Annotated in this window: 19 protein-coding genes; 12 read left to right on the forward strand and 7 right to left on the reverse strand. The window is 58.4% G+C overall.

The genetic code is table 11. The annotated features are described in order from the left end of the window. Positions 1 to 105: 105 nt before the first annotated feature. Entirely contained in the window at positions 106 to 411 is a 306-nt protein-coding gene (locus tag IVA80_RS26050; protein WP_247437122.1) for a hypothetical protein, read from the reverse strand. A gap of 98 nt (positions 412 to 509) precedes the next feature. On the opposite strand from IVA80_RS26050, the gene IVA80_RS26055 reads away from it, so the two are divergent. The 9 genes from IVA80_RS26055 (at position 510) to IVA80_RS26095 (ending at position 7,906) form a co-directional block, all read left to right on the forward strand. Next, on the forward strand, positions 510 to 947 hold the full coding sequence (locus IVA80_RS26055; protein ID WP_346348018.1) for a very short patch repair endonuclease: 438 nt from the start codon (positions 510 to 512) through the stop codon (positions 945 to 947). 139 nt (positions 948 to 1,086) lie between these two features. Then, entirely contained in the window at positions 1,087 to 1,308 is a 222-nt protein-coding gene (locus IVA80_RS26060) for a hypothetical protein (RefSeq protein ID WP_247437126.1), read from the forward strand. Between the two features lie 51 nt (positions 1,309 to 1,359). After that, positions 1,360 to 2,247, forward strand: coding sequence for a DNA cytosine methyltransferase (locus IVA80_RS26065; RefSeq protein WP_247437128.1), 888 nt, complete (start codon positions 1,360 to 1,362; stop codon positions 2,245 to 2,247). 166 nt (positions 2,248 to 2,413) lie between these two features. Continuing rightward, positions 2,414 to 2,929, forward strand: a complete 516-nt coding sequence (locus tag IVA80_RS26070; RefSeq protein ID WP_247437129.1) for a hypothetical protein — start codon at positions 2,414 to 2,416, stop codon at positions 2,927 to 2,929. Positions 2,930 to 2,991: 62 nt separating this feature from the next. Next, positions 2,992 to 4,275 carry a hypothetical protein gene (locus IVA80_RS26075; RefSeq protein WP_247437131.1) on the forward strand — a complete coding sequence of 428 codons (1,284 nt, stop codon included), beginning with the start codon at positions 2,992 to 2,994 and terminating at the stop codon, positions 4,273 to 4,275. Continuing rightward, positions 4,265 to 5,110: a hypothetical protein gene (locus IVA80_RS26080; protein WP_247437133.1), complete on the forward strand. Its 846-nt coding sequence runs from the start codon at positions 4,265 to 4,267 to the stop codon at positions 5,108 to 5,110. Before IVA80_RS26075 ends, IVA80_RS26080 begins: the two co-directional genes overlap by 11 nt. Further along, complete coding sequence (locus IVA80_RS26085; protein WP_247437135.1) at positions 5,107 to 5,862, forward strand: DUF6339 family protein; 756 nt, start codon at positions 5,107 to 5,109, stop codon at positions 5,860 to 5,862. The genes IVA80_RS26080 and IVA80_RS26085 overlap by 4 nt, the downstream gene beginning before the upstream one ends. Positions 5,863 to 5,875: 13 nt before the next feature. Beyond that, positions 5,876 to 6,454: a hypothetical protein gene (locus IVA80_RS26090; RefSeq protein WP_247437137.1), complete on the forward strand. Its 579-nt coding sequence runs from the start codon at positions 5,876 to 5,878 to the stop codon at positions 6,452 to 6,454. A 591-nt stretch (positions 6,455 to 7,045) separates the two neighbouring features. Beyond that, positions 7,046 to 7,906 carry a DMT family transporter gene (locus IVA80_RS26095; protein ID WP_247437139.1) on the forward strand — a complete coding sequence of 287 codons (861 nt, stop codon included), beginning with the start codon at positions 7,046 to 7,048 and terminating at the stop codon, positions 7,904 to 7,906. Between the two features lie 39 nt (positions 7,907 to 7,945). On the opposite strand, the gene IVA80_RS26100 is transcribed toward IVA80_RS26095, so the two are convergent. From IVA80_RS26100 to IVA80_RS26110, 3 genes are all read right to left on the reverse strand, one after another. Next, on the reverse strand, positions 7,946 to 9,160 hold the full coding sequence (locus IVA80_RS26100; RefSeq protein ID WP_247437141.1) for an EAL domain-containing response regulator: 1,215 nt from the start codon (positions 9,158 to 9,160) through the stop codon (positions 7,946 to 7,948). Between the two features lie 283 nt (positions 9,161 to 9,443). Continuing rightward, complete coding sequence (locus IVA80_RS26105; RefSeq protein WP_247437143.1) at positions 9,444 to 9,869, reverse strand: hypothetical protein; 426 nt, start codon at positions 9,867 to 9,869, stop codon at positions 9,444 to 9,446. Between the two features lie 331 nt (positions 9,870 to 10,200). Then, entirely contained in the window at positions 10,201 to 11,364 is a 1,164-nt protein-coding gene (locus IVA80_RS26110; protein ID WP_247437145.1) for a hypothetical protein, read from the reverse strand. A 348-nt stretch (positions 11,365 to 11,712) separates the two neighbouring features. Between IVA80_RS26110 and IVA80_RS26115 the strand changes: the two genes are divergently transcribed. Further along, positions 11,713 to 12,339 (forward strand): helix-turn-helix transcriptional regulator, encoded by a 627-nt coding sequence (locus tag IVA80_RS26115; protein WP_247437146.1) that lies wholly within the window; start codon positions 11,713 to 11,715, stop codon positions 12,337 to 12,339. Positions 12,340 to 12,398: 59 nt separating this feature from the next. Here the strand turns inward: IVA80_RS26115 and IVA80_RS26120 are convergent, their stop codons facing one another. The 3 genes from IVA80_RS26120 to IVA80_RS26130 all read right to left on the reverse strand — a co-directional run bounded on the left by IVA80_RS26120 (position 12,399) and on the right by IVA80_RS26130 (position 14,079). Continuing rightward, positions 12,399 to 12,650 (reverse strand): hypothetical protein, encoded by a 252-nt coding sequence (locus IVA80_RS26120; protein ID WP_247437147.1) that lies wholly within the window; start codon positions 12,648 to 12,650, stop codon positions 12,399 to 12,401. 196 nt (positions 12,651 to 12,846) lie between these two features. Further along, positions 12,847 to 13,224 (reverse strand): Hpt domain-containing protein, encoded by a 378-nt coding sequence (locus IVA80_RS26125; RefSeq protein ID WP_247437148.1) that lies wholly within the window; start codon positions 13,222 to 13,224, stop codon positions 12,847 to 12,849. A 156-nt stretch (positions 13,225 to 13,380) separates the two neighbouring features. Then, a complete protein-coding gene (locus tag IVA80_RS26130; RefSeq protein WP_247437153.1) occupies positions 13,381 to 14,079 on the reverse strand; it encodes a Crp/Fnr family transcriptional regulator in 699 nt (232 codons plus the stop codon). Between the two features lie 294 nt (positions 14,080 to 14,373). Between IVA80_RS26130 and IVA80_RS26135 the strand changes: the two genes are divergently transcribed. After that, positions 14,374 to 14,661 (forward strand): hypothetical protein, encoded by a 288-nt coding sequence (locus tag IVA80_RS26135; protein WP_247437149.1) that lies wholly within the window; start codon positions 14,374 to 14,376, stop codon positions 14,659 to 14,661. 75 nt (positions 14,662 to 14,736) lie between these two features. Next, the coding region (locus tag IVA80_RS26140) for an Hpt domain-containing protein (RefSeq protein WP_247437150.1) at positions 14,737 to 14,958 on the forward strand (222 nt) is incomplete at its 3' end.

The following is a 14,958-nucleotide window of genomic DNA, read 5'->3' on the forward strand; positions in this document are numbered from 1 at the left end:
CGCCAGCTGCGGGTCGATCCGTCTTATCTCCATCGAACGTAGCAAGAACGATAGCTCGCGTCTAAAAAGTTTAACGCGGCCGCTCGCCTGATCAGCAATACCGCATCAACGATGAATCAAGTTTCCAAAGCGGACAATCCATAGATCGTTGACTGCCGCAGACTGCTGGGCAATTCTGCGGTGCTGATCGCTGCGGTAGTCCACTATGTAGTCGTCAGAGTAGTCGTAACCCGCCGAACGGCGTTGTTTCATCGAGGTAATTGGCGTCGTGGGCGAAAAGGGCCCGCGGAGTCCCTCCCTCTCCGCCACTGATTTCCATAACTTTTTGCTTGAGCAACTGAGTTCCCTTTCAGCCCAGTCTTCCAGCAGGGCCGGATGGCCTGTTGCTTTGGTCGTGGCCTGACTTGTCATGTCGTGGTTCTGCAGACGACGAGAAGTCTGCGGACGGGCCTGTGTTCCCTGTCCGAGCAGGCTCCAATGCCGAGTAAACACAAACACCAGAACCAGCGGTGCTCTCTTTGGCAGACAAACTCACGCCACAGCAAAGATCAGCAAATATGGCGCGAATCAGAAGTCGCCACACAACGCCAGAGCTCACTGTGCGCCGGATCGTGCACTCGCTCGGGTTTCGCTATCGCCTTCATCGACGCGATTTGCCGGGTACACCAGACCTGGTGCTCCCAAAGTCCAAGCGAGTGATCTTCGTGAATGGATGTTTTTGGCATCGGCACCCAAGTTGCCATCTCACTTCCATGCCCAAGAGTAACGTCGCATTTTGGGAGGCCAAGTTCGAGCGGACGGTGAGGCGTGATGAAATGGCGCGGCGTGCTCTCCAAGAACTCGGATGGACCGTTCTCACTGTGTGGGAGTGTGAAACCAGGGATGTACAGAGCCTGGCTGGCAGGCTACGGAAGCTCTTGAAGTCAACCAATATGAAATTTTCATAAGCCATTGTAAATAAAGTAATCTTGCTCATTAGTTGCCAGAAATATACAACATATCCAAAAAATTATCGTGTTTATCGCTTACAATTCCCAAATATTTGTGGAATTGTCGCGAGGTTCTATACTTAGGAGAGAGCTTTGAATGCGGGACAAGCGCACAAAATTTGTTGAGCTGGCAAACAAGAGGGTGAACCGCGCAATCAAGGACCTGCGCCTCATTGGCAATCTCTCGAATCGAGCTGCCTATGACTTCCGTGAAGAGGACGCGCGAAAGATCGTCAAGGCTCTCCAAAAAGAGGTGGAAAGCTTGCGACAAAGGTTCGGCGGCACTTCTGAAGAGGCTGACAAGTCGTTCAGTCTGTGACTATCCCGTCTAGACAATGAACAACTGGATGAAATCCAGCGCAGTTCTCAATTGATTGAAGACATGCACTCAAAAAGCAAACGTGGCGCTCTGACTTCTAACAAAATGCGCAAATTGAAAGTTGGCGCCCTCTTCAGCGGGATTGGTGGCTTCTGTCTCGCATTTGAAACGGCAGGTTTCGACACCGCATGGGCCTGCGAAATCGATCCATATGCGTGCGCGGTCTACCGAAGGAATTTTCCCGCAAACCGACTTCTCCAAAAAGACGTCCGAGAGCTCAGTGTGCGGGGAGATCGATTAGAGCCCGTCGATGTTCTCCATGCAGGCTTCCCGTGCCAGAGCTTCTCCCAAGCAGGAGCGCGTTCGGGATTCGAGGATGAGCGTGGCAGACTGTTCTTCGAGATCATACGCATCGTGAACGAGTTTAAGTCTCAGAAGCCTCCAGTCCTGGTGTTCGAGAATGCACCGTATCTCAAGATGGGTGAGGGAGGTGTTTGGTTCGCCGAAATCGCCCGTCAACTGCAGCAGGCGGGTTACTGGTTCCGCGAGAGTAACGCGAAGGAGCTCGACTTATTCGATCTTACTCCGATCCCGCAAAAGCGGTCCCGACTGTTCATGGTCGCCTGGTCACAGGATCATTTCCGAGACGGCAGATTCGAATTTCCAGGTGACACCTGCGATTTGCCTAAGCAGATTTCGAAATTCATCGATTTCGAAGGCGAGAAAGATGACTGGTACTACCTCCCAGAGGAGAACCGCTACTTCAAGATGATCACGGGGCAGAAAAACGACAGGGGGAACGTTCGGCACCTGTACCAGCTCCGCAAATATTTCGTTCGGCTCAAAGAACCGAATGTTTGTCCGACGCTCACCGCCAATATGGGGGTGGCGGACATAACGTACCTTTCATATGGGACTCGAAGGGGCTGCGAAAGCTAACTGAGAGTGAATGTCTTAAGCTTCAGGGCTTCCCCTCATCGTTCAAGTTTCCCGCCGACGTCTCAAGAACTCAAAGATACCAGCAAATAGGAAACGCAGTTGCGCCGCCCGTCGCGAAGTTGCTCGCGCAAGCGGTGAAGCAGAAATATCTGATGGAGCTCAAAGCATGAAGGCCACCAACATAGGTTGGGAATTCCCAATTGATGGTGCGGATCAATGGAAGGGCTTCAATGATCCGGGCATTGAGCACTTTCGCGGAAGTCCTTTCGCCAGTCTTGCGCGCGAGGTTTTGCAAAACAGCCTCGATGCTCAGCTGAAGCGTCCGGTGACCGTTAAGTTCAGGTATCGTGAAGTTTCGCCGCGCGAGATCCCCGGGATCGATGAATTGAAGTCAGTGATGAAGCTCTGCTTGGCTTCGGCTGACGGTGAGGGCAAGAAAGCGAAAGAGTTTTTCGCGGCCGCGGAAAAAATCCTCAACGGTAAAGCTATTCCTGTCCTTTCGGTGCTTGAGAGCAACACCACGGGAATGAAAGGTCCCTGTCACAATGGCTCTCCTTACTTCGCCTATGTGAAGGCAAGCGGGCAGAGCAAGAAGGATGACGCTCGGAAGGCACCGGCCTTGGGTCATACGGCATCGGAAAATTCGCGCCCTTCGCCGTTTCCGATCTGCGAACAATCCTAATTTCGACCGTCTACAAGGACGGAAATAATTTCAAGCAGCTCACCCAAGGTAAGGCTCTCTTGATGTCCCACGAGGACGAAGAAGGGCGCACCAGGCAGAATATTGGCTACTGGGGGCTAAGAGAAAACTGCATGCCCGTTGAAGGCGCTCCATCTAATGTTTCGGTCTGGGTGCCTCGCGCAAAAAATGCAGCAGAGATGCCTAAGTGCCTTGGTACGGCCCTGCATATCGTTGGATTTCACGCTGTAAAAAACTGGGAGCAACTGCTCACTGCTTCCATTCTGGAAAATTTCTTTGGTGCGATCTGGAAAGGTGCATTGGTCGTGGAGATAAATGCACGAACAATTTCAAAGGAAACAATTCACGACCTCTTCGAAGACGAATCGGTCCGCGCTTCGCTCGAGGGCGCCAAGGGTCAGTCAGAAGGGTTCGACAATGCTAAGAGTTATTTCGCCACGCTCGCTTCCGCAGAGGAAGTTTTGGTGGAAGATTCGGAGAACCGGGAAATAGGCAATTGCCAAATCCGGATCCTACTAGGCGATCAATTGCCGAAGCGAGTGGCGATCTTGCGAAATGGAATGCTAATCACTGACCAGATGGACAGATTGAAGAGATTTCCGGATTTCAAAGAGTTCGCGGCGGTGATCGAATGCCACAATAAGAAGGGCAACGAGCTTCTTCGAGACATGGAACCGCCCCGGCACAATGACTTCGAGCCAGATCGTCTTTCTCCAGAAAACATCGAGCGTGGACGAAGGGCGCTCATCGAGCTCGCGAGATGGGCTCGTGAAATGCTGAAGAGGCACGCGCGTGATCCAGTTTCCGAGATTTCTGACGTAAGAGAGCTGGCCGACTATTTCGCCGACGATGGAGAAGAAACTGGCGGCCAAAAAGGCGAGGAAGTGAATCCGATCGGTAAGATTGAGATTCGAGCCCAGCCGATGAAGCGTCCACCAGTTACCGTCCGAACGGACGAAGAGGATGAGGATGAAAAGCAACGTGGCGCGCAAAAGTCCGGAAAGGGAACTAAGTCCAGTAAAGCCGCCAAATCTGCTGGTAAGTCCTCCAATCATATACACCTGAACAATTTTCGAAGTGTCACCATAAACGAGAAGCGCAGGCGGATCGCGATCACGCCTGATGTGTCGGGGAACATCGAACTCGTTTTGTACGAGGCGGGCGCGGATACTGATCGACGGCTAAATGTGGTGAAGACGTCAGTGGGAAGCGTTCGAAGTGGTATCGTTCGCAACCTACGAGCGCGACGGGGTAGCCGCATGACGCTGGAAGTCGAATTGGATGCGAAGTTCCTGGGTGCGATGAAAGTGGCCGCTAATGCGATTTGATAGCCAGAAGGCCTTTCCATACCCGGTTCTGCGTCCGGATATCGACGACTATGAGAGCGGTGAGTTTCAGACTACTGTCGATATTGTCAGCTCCGGCGATAACAAGAAGATTGTGTTGAAAGCTCACATCGCGCTGAGCATCGACGAGATCAAGAAAGAGATCGCGAGCGGCAATGCTTGCGTTTCTCTGATCATATCGTGCCGTGAGACGTATTTTCGTGACGCAATCACAAGTAAGAAGCTCGATATCGAAAAAGCCTTCACCAGCGGTCTTTTCAAGGGCGAGGTTGTTGTCTCACCGTTCATTGTTGCAACTAAGCCTATAAAAAAATTTCGCTGTCGGGACATCAATTCCGAATTTGGCGTGAAGGAGTTTTCGTTCGAAGTGGGCGAGGTGCTCGCGGCGGACGAGCCTCGTATGGTCTTCATCGATCGTGAGCTTTTCAAGCCGATCAGCTCGATCTTGCAACTTGTGAAGCAAGACAGTCTCGTCGGATTCGATTGGCGGCTACGCTTCGAAGAGAATAAAATTCAACTTCAGCTTAGCCCGGAGGCAAAGGACGAGATCGACCGCGCCAGAAATAGCCGTCGTAACAAGGCCGTTCTTATCAATTCGCTCTATTTCGCGGCCATTGTGGAGGCGATTCATAAGTTGCGGGAAGACGAGGAGACGTTTGCTGATTTCAGGTGGGCGAAAATTCTAATGCAGCAATGTCACAACAACAGCATTGACTATCGAACGCACGATGCTTGCGAAACAGCGCAGAGGCTACTCAAGAGCCCCCTATCGCTTCTCAAGCAATATGTCTTTGCGGACGGAGGGGATGATCAGTGAAGCTGAGGTTCATCAAGGAGCGCGCGCTGGACGAGCTTCGGCGCGGCATCAGGGATAATCTGTCTCTTTATCGCGGCGGCGATTTTGGGCATCTCACGTTAGACCCATCGCTTAATTTCGAGAGCGATATCGAGGTCGATGAGAAAGTGTTGTCGAAGTTAAAGGCGCCAACCGGAGAAGATCTCTTCGACACTGACAATTGTACTTTGATGGTCAAAGCCTTGAGCGACCTGTCTCCGTATGAAGCGGCTGATGAGAGGCTTTGGGTCATGCTCTCCCATACGTTGATGCTCGATCACGCAAGGTTACGATGGCCGATTCCAAAGTCCGATGACGCTGCCATAAAGCACATCCAAAGTCATTTCTTCGCGTCTACCCAGCGGCAACTCGAAAGAGATAACGTCGCGTCCCGGCTATGGTGGATGGGGCACTTGTGCCAACGCGTACAGGGCTTGTCGCTGAAGCAAAGCTTAGACATTCTTCTGCATCGTTCCGATGTCCGCGCCAATATCGTGGAGCGACCGACAACCGCACAAAGCATTCCGGTTTTCACAGCTCTGTTGCATAAGCTTGCAAAATCATACAACGGAAACCAGAAGCTATTCGAGCGAAAAGCCTTCCGTACATTGATGGTGAAATTGAACGGCGTTGGGGGCTATAAGCTATTGGATGCGCTGGATAGTAAGTCTGTTGAAAAGTTCATTGTAGAGATCATCACGCAAGATCTAAAGATGAAGGAACAGGAGATCTAGTGGCAGCAAACCTATGAACATCGCTGTTCTAGGCTGGGGCTCAGTTGTGTGGAATGCCGGATCGCTGCATCTGGAGGGCAGATTCCAATGTGACGGCCCCGCTCTGCCGATCGAGTTCTGTCGGGTGTCCCGAGACGGTCGCCTGACGCTCGTTATCGATCAGCGCGTTGGAACGCCCTGCAAGACTTATTCGGCCAAGAGTGCCTTCGTCGATATCCATCAGGCAGTTTCCGATCTCGTTGCGCGTGAGAAGACACCTGGTCCGGCGCGAATTGGATTCGTAGATTTGATCCGCGATATAGGAAATGAAGATGTTAAGGCTAGGCAGCCTCGAACGTTTCAGATGATCTGTGAATGGATGCGCGAAAAGGGATTTGATGGCGCCGTCTGGACGGCTCTTCCTGCTAAATTCAAGCCAATTACAAATCGTGCGTTCAGCGTGCAAGCCGGACTTCAGTATTTGGAAGGGCTCGCTCCGGATAAGCTAAGTTTGGCGTTAAATTATATTCGGATGGCTCCCCCGGAAGTGCTGACTCCTTTCCGAGAGGCTGTGAACCGCAATTGGCCCGCAGAGAGGGTACAGGGCAACTGAAGCGACTATTGCGCTAATACGCCAGTCTATTCGGCTATGCTTGCGGCACACGACGCGCCAGACTCATGCTCTTAGGATCCCGATGAACTGCTCTGCCGAACAGCGGTTGCGCTTTATGCTCTAGTCCTCGTGGGCCAGAACGATCTTTCAAGCTGGATCAAACTTGCGGGGTTCGGCGACTAGCTGCCGATCACAAACGCCTTGCAACGGTGGCATCATGCCCCTGTTTTGCCCGACGAGTCAAACGACGAGCGACGTCATCCGAAACCCGCCGACACTACGATCCTCGCTTCTTTCTGCTGATCTTCAGAAGCGTGACCTGAAACCAGGCCGCAATGTCGACAATGACGCGCTCCAGCGCCCATTCACAAGCCTCATCGGTACCCACCCCTCTCTAATCTTACCGCCGCATCAGACCACTCCGGCCCTCGCGTAAGTCATTGATCTTGCGCCTGCCGGCTACTGTGCATGGGGTTGTTTTCGAGTTTTTTTTGTTGTCCGGTCGCGGGAGACGTGGGACTTGATCGTCGCGCACGCTGGCCGACGCCACCGGTTCGGGCCGATGATCGTCACCCAAAAAGCGAGACGGACATGCAATCTGCGGGCAGCGGCTGGGGCAACGGGCTTCTTGGCGTCATCATCTTCAGCGGCTCGTTGCCGGCGACGCGCGTGGCGGTCGGCGGTTTCTCCGCGCTATTTCTGACGTCCGCGCGCGCGGTCGTCGCGGCACTGATCGGTGTGGCCGTGCTCGGCCTGCTCCGTCAGGCGCGGCCGCAGCCGACGGATCTCGTCTCGCTCACCATCGTCTCCATCGGAGTCGTGGTCGGCTTCCCCCTGCTGACGGCGCTCGCACTCCAGCACATCACCTCCGCGCATTCGATCGTCTTCATCGGGCTGCTGCCGCTGTCGACGGCGATCTTCGCCGTGCTGCGCGGCGGCGAGCGGCCGCAGCCGCTGTTCTGGCTGTTCGCCGTCCTGGGCAGTGCCACAGTGGCGGGCTTTGCCCTCTCGCATGACGGCTCGGCGTCGCTCACCGGCGATCTCCTGATGGTCGCCGCCATCGTGCTGTGCGGGCTGGGTTATGCCGAAGGCGCCGCGCTGTCGCGCCGCCTCGGCGGCTGGCAGGTGATCTCCTGGGCGCTGCTGCTGGCATTGCCGCTGATGGTGCCGGTCGCGATCCTGACATGGCCGCCGACATGGAGCGGGGTAGGCGTGCCCGCCTGGATCGGGCTCGCCTACGTCTCCGTCTTCAGCATGTTCGTCGGCTTCATCTTCTGGTACCGCGGCCTTGCGATCGGCGGCATTGCCCGCGTCGGTCAGTTGCAGCAGCTCCAGCCGTTCTTCGGCCTCGCGCTCGCCGGCTTCCTGCTGCATGAGCCGGTCGCATGGAGCATGATCGCCGCGACCGCGCTCGTCGTCGTCTGCGTCGTGTTCGCGCGGCGGTATGCGTGAGGCCGTGTGCCTCACGCTTGCTCCCTCACGCTTGCCCCTTCAGGCCTGCTCCATCACCGTCCGCGTCAGCGTGCTCCGCGCAAACTTCTTCAGCGGCATCGGCTTGCCGAACAGAAAGCCCTGCACAAGGTCGAAGCCGAGTTCGTTAGCGGCGACGAGGTCGGCGCGGCTCTCGATCCCTTCGGCAACGGTGCGCGTGCCGTAGCCCTGCGCGAGCTCGACGATGTGACGGCACACCGTGCGCTTCAGCCGATCGCTGCCGCTGCCGGTGATGAAGTGCCGGTCGGCCTTCAACTTGATGAAGGGGATCTTGTCCAGGTCCATCAGCGACGGCCAGTTGGCGCCGAGATTGTCGATCGACAAGCCGATATTGTGCAGGCGGACCTCGCGTGCGACCTCGGCGAGGAAATCGAGGTCGCGGATCGCCTCGTCGCTGTCGATCTCGATGGTCAGTCCGCCGAAGGCCGGATGCGTCGGCACGCGGCGGCAGAGATCGCGCACGGCGTGCGGCTCCTTCAGATACGACGCCGGAAGGTTGATCGAGAGATCGACCTGGCTTTGCCGCTCCAGCAGATAGTGCCAGTCCTGGACGGCGCGCTCGATCACGAATTCCGAGAGGTCGCGCAGATGCGGATCGTGCTCTTCGGGAATGAAATAAGCCGGCGGCACCACGCCCCAGGTCGGATGCCGCATCCGCACCAATGCCTCGGCGCCGCAGCGGATCAGCGTCCGCGCGTCGATCGTGGGCTGGTACCAAAGCTCGAGCCAGCCGGCATGAAGCGCCTCGCCGACATGCACGGCCGGGCTCGGCGCCGGCTCCTGCGGCAGCAGCATCGCGACGCGCTCCCGCAGCGTCTCCGCGGCAAAGGGCGTGGTCAGTGGCGGCAACATCGCAAGGCCATATTCCTCGCCGACCTGCTGCACCGCCTTGACGATGATCGACTCGCGGGCGCCCACAGTCAGAACCTTGCCGTCGAACGCCTCGCGCACCAACGTCTCCAGAAACCGTCCGGGCTCGATGCCGTCGGCGGCGATGCCGAGCAGGATCAGGTCCGGCAATTCGCTGGTCAACACGGCCTGCAGTTCGTCAGCGCTGGCGCACTCGCTGGTCACGAAGCCGAGATCCTCCAGCACCTCCGCAAGAAAAGCGCGCAGATGGCGCTTGCCGTCGGCGACGCATGCGCGCGGTGTTACCTTTCGCCGTCCGAAGGTTTTTGGCCTCCGTCCGGCAAGCTCAACAAGTTCATCGTTCATCGCAAACATCTCCCGTTCCGCGACCGGTGTTAGCGATGGGAGCAGTTTCAAATATGGAGGGCTTCAGCCGATTGTTGAATTATCTGGGTAACGTTAAATCCGCCATCACGTCTAAAATTGTCCGGATCTCGTTCGAGAAGTTTTTACGTCTGCCCGCGCGTGCGCGCAGGAGGTGCGGCAATCCTGCGAGATTTTTGCAAGACGCGGTTTGGCGGCGGGCGCGCGCTGTCCTGTAATCGGACGATGTGTCGCGCACGCTTCGCCCAATTGAATAACGCACGCCTCAATTGCCTGCGGCCTTGTCGTGCTGGGCCATGCCGACCGCCTTGTAGTCATAGGTCGGATAGAACTCGGTGCGATAGGCACCCCACGCAGTGTCCTCGATGACGCGATTGACCTCGCGCAGCCGCGAGGCCGGCAGGCGCAGCGTGATCACCTGGCCGATGCCCATCATCACGTACCAGCTCACGACCTCGACACCGGGCGGCGGAAACGCCTTGTAGAAGCCCTGCTTCTCGAGCTGCGCATTCAGCTCGTTCAACGGGCGGGATTGGTCGTGCTTGAAGAACACGGTGAGCAGCACCGCGTTGTCGGCGGTCGGCGCGGCATTGCCTTGCGGCGCCGTCGTCTGCGCCATCGTCGTCGAGGTAAGCGCCAGCGCGCCTACAAGCAACGTCACCATCGTCACTGTCCGTCGGTTCGATCTCATCGCAACCTCCTTCCCGTCGCTCTTGCGGTGCATCGCAGGATACGAGCGACGGCGACGATCGACGAATTCATTTTCGCGCGATGCGCGCATATTTCCACGTCGCGCGTGACAGTTCCGCGACAATGCGTCCGGCTGCGGCGGCGCAAGTGTGAAGTGCATCACATGTGCCTTGCTGCACCTGCGCTATTGCTGCGCGCAGCCGGTGGTGGGCTGTCGAGGACTACAGCAATGACGATGCGGCGAATGATCTATTGGTGGTTCAGATTCGTGCTGTCAGGGCGATTTCTCGATCGCTTCCTGAGCCTGCCGCGGGCGCGCTAGCTGTGCGATATCAGGTTTGGCTGATCAATTTGCGAAACGCTGCCGCGCCGTCCTGCACGGCGTCGCGTCCCTTCCAGGCCAGATAGGACAGCTTGCCGCCGAGCGTGTCGTGGCTGCGCAGCCGGCGCGAGCCGAGAATATGGCCGACATTGGAGGGGAAGCGGCTCACTTCGGCGGACACCAGCGCCGCGATCGCATCCATCAATTGCTGGAGCCGAATGCCCCATTCGCAACTCTCGATCCCGTCGATGCGGACCTTGAGCGCATATTCGGTGTCGTAGATTTCGGCGAGCAGGTCGCGCGCGACCAGCACCCGGTTGTGCCGGAGCGCGATTCTCAGAGCGAGGCGCTTGTCGTCGAGCCGGTCGAGCACCATGGGAACCACGCAAGCATAGGGCGTGGCGGCGATGTCGGCCGCGCTCTTGCTCGCGGCGGGCTTGGTGGCAAGGCGCACCAATTGCCAGGACGTCGTCAAGCGCCTCGCCACCAGCGCCAGCGCAAAGGGCAGCGCGTTCGGGTGGGACTTCTTGAAGGCATCGAGTTGCGTGGTGATCTGGGCAACCTGGCCGTCGTCGAATTTCGCGATCTTCGCAGGCAGCTTTTCGTTGAATTTCGGCAGCGCGTCGCCGGCGCGCAGCACATGCTGCATTTTCTTCACGTCGTCGAACGCGGTTGGCGAGGCCGTGTATTGCGTGAGCTTGCCGCGCGCGAACTCGGTGCTCTCCGCCGAAGCGAGGGTGCTCTCGAGAACCTTGACGACCTTGATCTGGAAGATCGATGCGGTTTTCAGCACTTCCTTCGGGTTGTTGGCGGTGACCTGGTCGTTGATCGCCTTGATGTAGTCGCGCGCCATGGTCGGCAGCAGGTCGCGGCAGATCCACTCCCAGATCGGGGTCAGCGTGTTGCGCGAAATCCGCCCCGCATTGGCATGCTCGGGTGCGCCGTCGATCAGGAGCAGTTCGAGCGGCGCGAAGAAGTAGCGTGAGGGACTGGTGGCGCGTGCCTGGGTCGATCCATCCTTGCGAAACTCGGCGCGCAGGTGGGTCTGGATATCGGCCGAGCCCGGCATGTCGATGCCGCAGAGCTCGAGCCGCTCGAGCTCGCTGAGCAGGCAGCTGCGCGACAGCGGCGTCAGCCTCTGCAAGAACTCCGACAGCCGATTGATCTCGTTCATGGCACGCAATCTTTCGCAGCGTTTCCCGCAGGCCTGCAGGCCCCATGCGTGGAGGCATTCGCGCGCTCTCGATCGTGACTAAGGGAAGCAAGTCATTGTTAATTTATCCGTAAAAACCGGGGGGACGGGGGCGCACGCTGGGCAACCTTGGTTAACGAGGCTTTTCCTTGCCCGCTCGCCCGCTCAAGCTTCGGGCGAATCCTCAACCTTAGCGCGCTCGGAGCCGCGGGCACTCAGGCATAAATTGTGCCTATGCCGGTGTTTAAGCATAAAACTGCCAAAATCACCGTAGTCTTACGGAGCAAAAAGTTAATCACACAACGGCCTCGGTTCCGCTAAACGAGTGATATGGGGTCACACAACGATACGGCCACCGATTCGCGGCCGTCGGAATGGTTCGAAAGCAGCACTGCTCCGACCGAAGAACTCGATTTCGTCCGCCTGAACGCCGTCCGCGCCAAGGCTGCCGACGAGATGGCCTCCGCTATTGCCCGCGAGCTCAACGGTCCCCTGACCGCGCTCCTGCTCTACATGGGCGAGATCAAGCATCACAGCGACCAGCTCGCGCCTGTTACGGGCGATCGAGCCTATTTGCAGCGCGTGGTAGAGAATGCGCTGGTGCAGACCGAGCGTGTTTGCGGCCTGGTCAAGCAGCTTGCCGGCCCTCACAAGGATCCCTTGCCGATCCCCCCGTTCAGGACCGAGGGCGCCGAATTGAACGCCGCCAGCGCGCCGCAGCCGCAGCGTGGGCCGAGCACCGAGTTGCTGGGCCTATCGGGCCAGAAGCGGCTGACCAAGCGCGAACGCGAGGTGCTGAGGTTGATCAGCGAGGGCTGCTCGAACAAGCAGGGCGCGCTGCGGATGCAGATCAGCCCGCGTACTTTCGAAAGCCATCGCGCCGAGGCGATGCGCAAGCTCGGTGCGCGCAACACCGCGGAGCTCGTCCGTGCGGCGCTGCTGCATTCGATCGATTGAGGTTCTGTCTTGCGCCGCCGGGCGGCGCGATCAAGCCTGAGAGTGGAACCCGATAGCGCTCAGAGATAATCCTCGGCGAAAGGGCGGCGCGCGCGCGACGACGGCCGCAGCGACTTGGGATCTTCCTTCGGTGCGTTCGGAATGATCGTGATGGTCCAGCGTGGAGGCATGCTCGATTCCTGCTCCAGCACCGAGCGAACGAAACCAGTCACCGTCGCCCCGCCAGACTTCACCGTCGCCGTCCGGCCGTTGAACTGTGCGATGCGGAAGCGACGGACCTCTTTCTGGTCCGCAGTCTCATAGGTGAACATGGAAACCCTCCTGGTTTCCGGCGACTATCGCCACCTATGATTAGCCATCTGTGAAAATCCCAAGCCGTAGAAGTACGGCGGGATTGGCGCGGCTTTCGTCAGAGTGTTTTCGAGCGACATGGACACCGGTTCGCGCAAAGAAAACGCCCCAAACCAGGAATCCACAGTTCCGATTCAATCGGAACGGAAATGGCTTCTAGCCCTGCGGCTCCTGTGCGCGCGCGGCGGCGTAGGCGGCATCCATCAGGTCCAGGAGATCGTGGAATTCGGTCTCGTGAAGCGTCTCCGCGGTCTTCTCCAGCCGCAGTGCCAGCGCCGCGAGCCTGACATAGCCGAACGTGCCGGCCGCGCTCTTCAGCGAATGCGCTTCGCGCACGATCCTGGCGTGATGCTGTGCGAGCGAGAGCGTGCGGAACAGTTGCAGGCGCGCGCAGGTCTCGGTCCAGAACACGTCGCGCACTTCACAGGCCCCGTCCTCGCCGATCTCGCGCACCAGCGCTTGGTATGCACCCGGCTCGCGCGCGGGCTCGACATCGACCGTTTTCTGCATCGGCGCGGCGGTCACTTCAAACATGGCTCGGCGTGTCCTGGTCACGGTTCGTCTGTCGCGCGGCCTGTACGGCGCGAGGCACGCCCCGTATCTACGGAATTCGAATTTCAGTTCCGGTAGCAGGACGATCCGTGTTTGCAGGCCGGCGTTAGCCGCCGGTTTACCAAGCCGTGGTGCCGGTCAGCGCGGGCCGAGCAGCCGGTCGTACTGGGCCTTCACCGTGGCGTAGCATTCGCACGCCGTCTGACGCAGGCCGTCGAGGTTGAGGATCTGGATGTGTCCACGACTGTAGTGAATGAAATTGGCCTGCTGCAACGTATTGGCGACCAGCGACACGCTGTTGCGGCGCGCCCCGATCATCTGCGCCATCGCCTCCTGGGTCAGCAGCAGCCGGTCGTCGCCTGACAGGTCGTGGGTGTGCAGCAGGCAGCGCGACAGCCGCGACTCCACCGGATGGGCGACGTTGCAGCCCGCCGTCTGCTGGACCTGCGCGTAGACCGCCAGCCCGTGACGGGTGAGCAGCGTCCGCAAGGTGCTGCTCTGGTCGGCCGCGCCGCGCAGCCGCTCGAGGTCCATCACGGAGGCGGTACCGGGAACCAGCACGATCGCCGTGTTCAGCGCGCAGGCATCGCCCATGGTCGAGAGCGTTCCGAGCAGGCTGTCGCGGCCGATCATGGCGACCTGCACATGCTCGCCCTTGGCAAGTTCCACCACCAGCGAGATCACGCCGCGGTGGGGAAAGTAAGCGCGCTCGAGCGTCTCGCCGGTCTTCACCAGGACCGCTTCATGCGGCAGATCGATCGTGCGCAAATGCGGGCGGATTAATTCGTAATCCTCCGCCGACAGCGCCGACAGGAAACCGTTGGATTGGCGCGCCATTGTTTCCAAGACTGCCTCCGTCTCGTCAGCCCGGAACTCAAAGCGAACGGGCCGCTCCTCCACGGGTAAGTTTCATCATGTTCCCGTCGGGATATATTGGCAATTGGGACAAGATGTCCGGTCGCGATGGCGCCCCTGCTGCACAGTGCGCACACCGGCATGCAGGCTGGTTGCGCCGAGCTGTCGTCACCGCAGGGTTCTTAGCAGGCGTACGTGGCAGGCCCTCACCGCCGCATAGGCGGTACTAATCGCGGCGGCCGCGAAGTAAGCGTCCGTTTACCGCAAGCGCAGCTCTTGCGGATTTCAGCAGGCGAGCAGCCGACGGCCGCATGGGCGACCCTGACCGCGAGTGATCTGATTCAATTCGCGCGGCCCATTCGTATCGTCCTTCGCCGGCTGGATTTTTTCGCGCACATCGTAGTGCTGTTATCGGAGCGTTTACCCTATGGCATCTGTCGCATGAGATGCGGCTCCGCTTTTGCCGAAAAGCGCTACCCCATGCCGTCGAATCGCAAACTTGTCTTCAATATCCGTATTAGCACGGAGGCTGAAATTAACGGGACCGTGAAAGGGGTTGTCTAACGATCCAGCAGCGAACCTCCGCCGAACTCCAGGTGCGGCTCAGGCGTCGAAGTCCGGCTCAGTAAGGCGTAACTCATGGATGATCTGTTGCGGGAGTTTTTGACGGAGACCAGCGAGAGCCTGGACACCGTCGACAATCAGCTGGTGAAGTTCGAGCAGGAGCCGAACAACGCCAAGATCCTGGATAACATCTTCCGTCTGGTCCACACCATCAAGGGCACGTGCGGCTTCCTCGGACTGCCGCGTCTGGAAGCGCTGGCGCATGCCGGCGAGACGCTGATGAGCAAGTTCCGCGAC

Origin of the sequence: Bradyrhizobium sp. 139, from assembly GCF_023074175.1 — a bacterium.
GTDB lineage: Bacteria > Pseudomonadota > Alphaproteobacteria > Rhizobiales > Xanthobacteraceae > Bradyrhizobium.

Bases quoted from the DNA above. Each gene is read 5' to 3' on its own strand.
- IVA80_RS26100 (WP_247437141.1), bottom strand. From the start codon at position 9,160: ATGAACGATGAACTTGTTGAGCTTGCCGGACGGAGGCCAAAAACCTTC.
- IVA80_RS26130 (WP_247437153.1), bottom strand. From the start codon at position 14,079: ATGGCGCGCCAATCCAACGGTTTCCTGTCGGCGCTGTCGGCGGAGGAT.
- IVA80_RS26120 (WP_247437147.1), bottom strand. From the start codon at position 12,650: ATGTTCACCTATGAGACTGCGGACCAGAAAGAGGTCCGTCGCTTCCGC.
- IVA80_RS26080 (WP_247437133.1), top strand. From the start codon at position 4,265: ATGCGATTTGATAGCCAGAAGGCCTTTCCATACCCGGTTCTGCGTCCG.
- IVA80_RS26115 (WP_247437146.1), top strand. From the start codon at position 11,713: ATGGGGTCACACAACGATACGGCCACCGATTCGCGGCCGTCGGAATGG.
- IVA80_RS26105 (WP_247437143.1), bottom strand. From the start codon at position 9,869: ATGAGATCGAACCGACGGACAGTGACGATGGTGACGTTGCTTGTAGGC.
- IVA80_RS26070 (WP_247437129.1), top strand. From the start codon at position 2,414: ATGAAGGCCACCAACATAGGTTGGGAATTCCCAATTGATGGTGCGGAT.
- IVA80_RS26110 (WP_247437145.1), bottom strand. From the start codon at position 11,364: ATGAACGAGATCAATCGGCTGTCGGAGTTCTTGCAGAGGCTGACGCCG.
- IVA80_RS26060 (WP_247437126.1), top strand. From the start codon at position 1,087: ATGCGGGACAAGCGCACAAAATTTGTTGAGCTGGCAAACAAGAGGGTG.
- IVA80_RS26075 (WP_247437131.1), top strand. From the start codon at position 2,992: ATGTCCCACGAGGACGAAGAAGGGCGCACCAGGCAGAATATTGGCTAC.
- IVA80_RS26050 (WP_247437122.1), bottom strand. From the start codon at position 411: ATGACAAGTCAGGCCACGACCAAAGCAACAGGCCATCCGGCCCTGCTG.
- IVA80_RS26125 (WP_247437148.1), bottom strand. From the start codon at position 13,224: ATGTTTGAAGTGACCGCCGCGCCGATGCAGAAAACGGTCGATGTCGAG.
- IVA80_RS26090 (WP_247437137.1), top strand. From the start codon at position 5,876: ATGAACATCGCTGTTCTAGGCTGGGGCTCAGTTGTGTGGAATGCCGGA.
- IVA80_RS26095 (WP_247437139.1), top strand. From the start codon at position 7,046: ATGCAATCTGCGGGCAGCGGCTGGGGCAACGGGCTTCTTGGCGTCATC.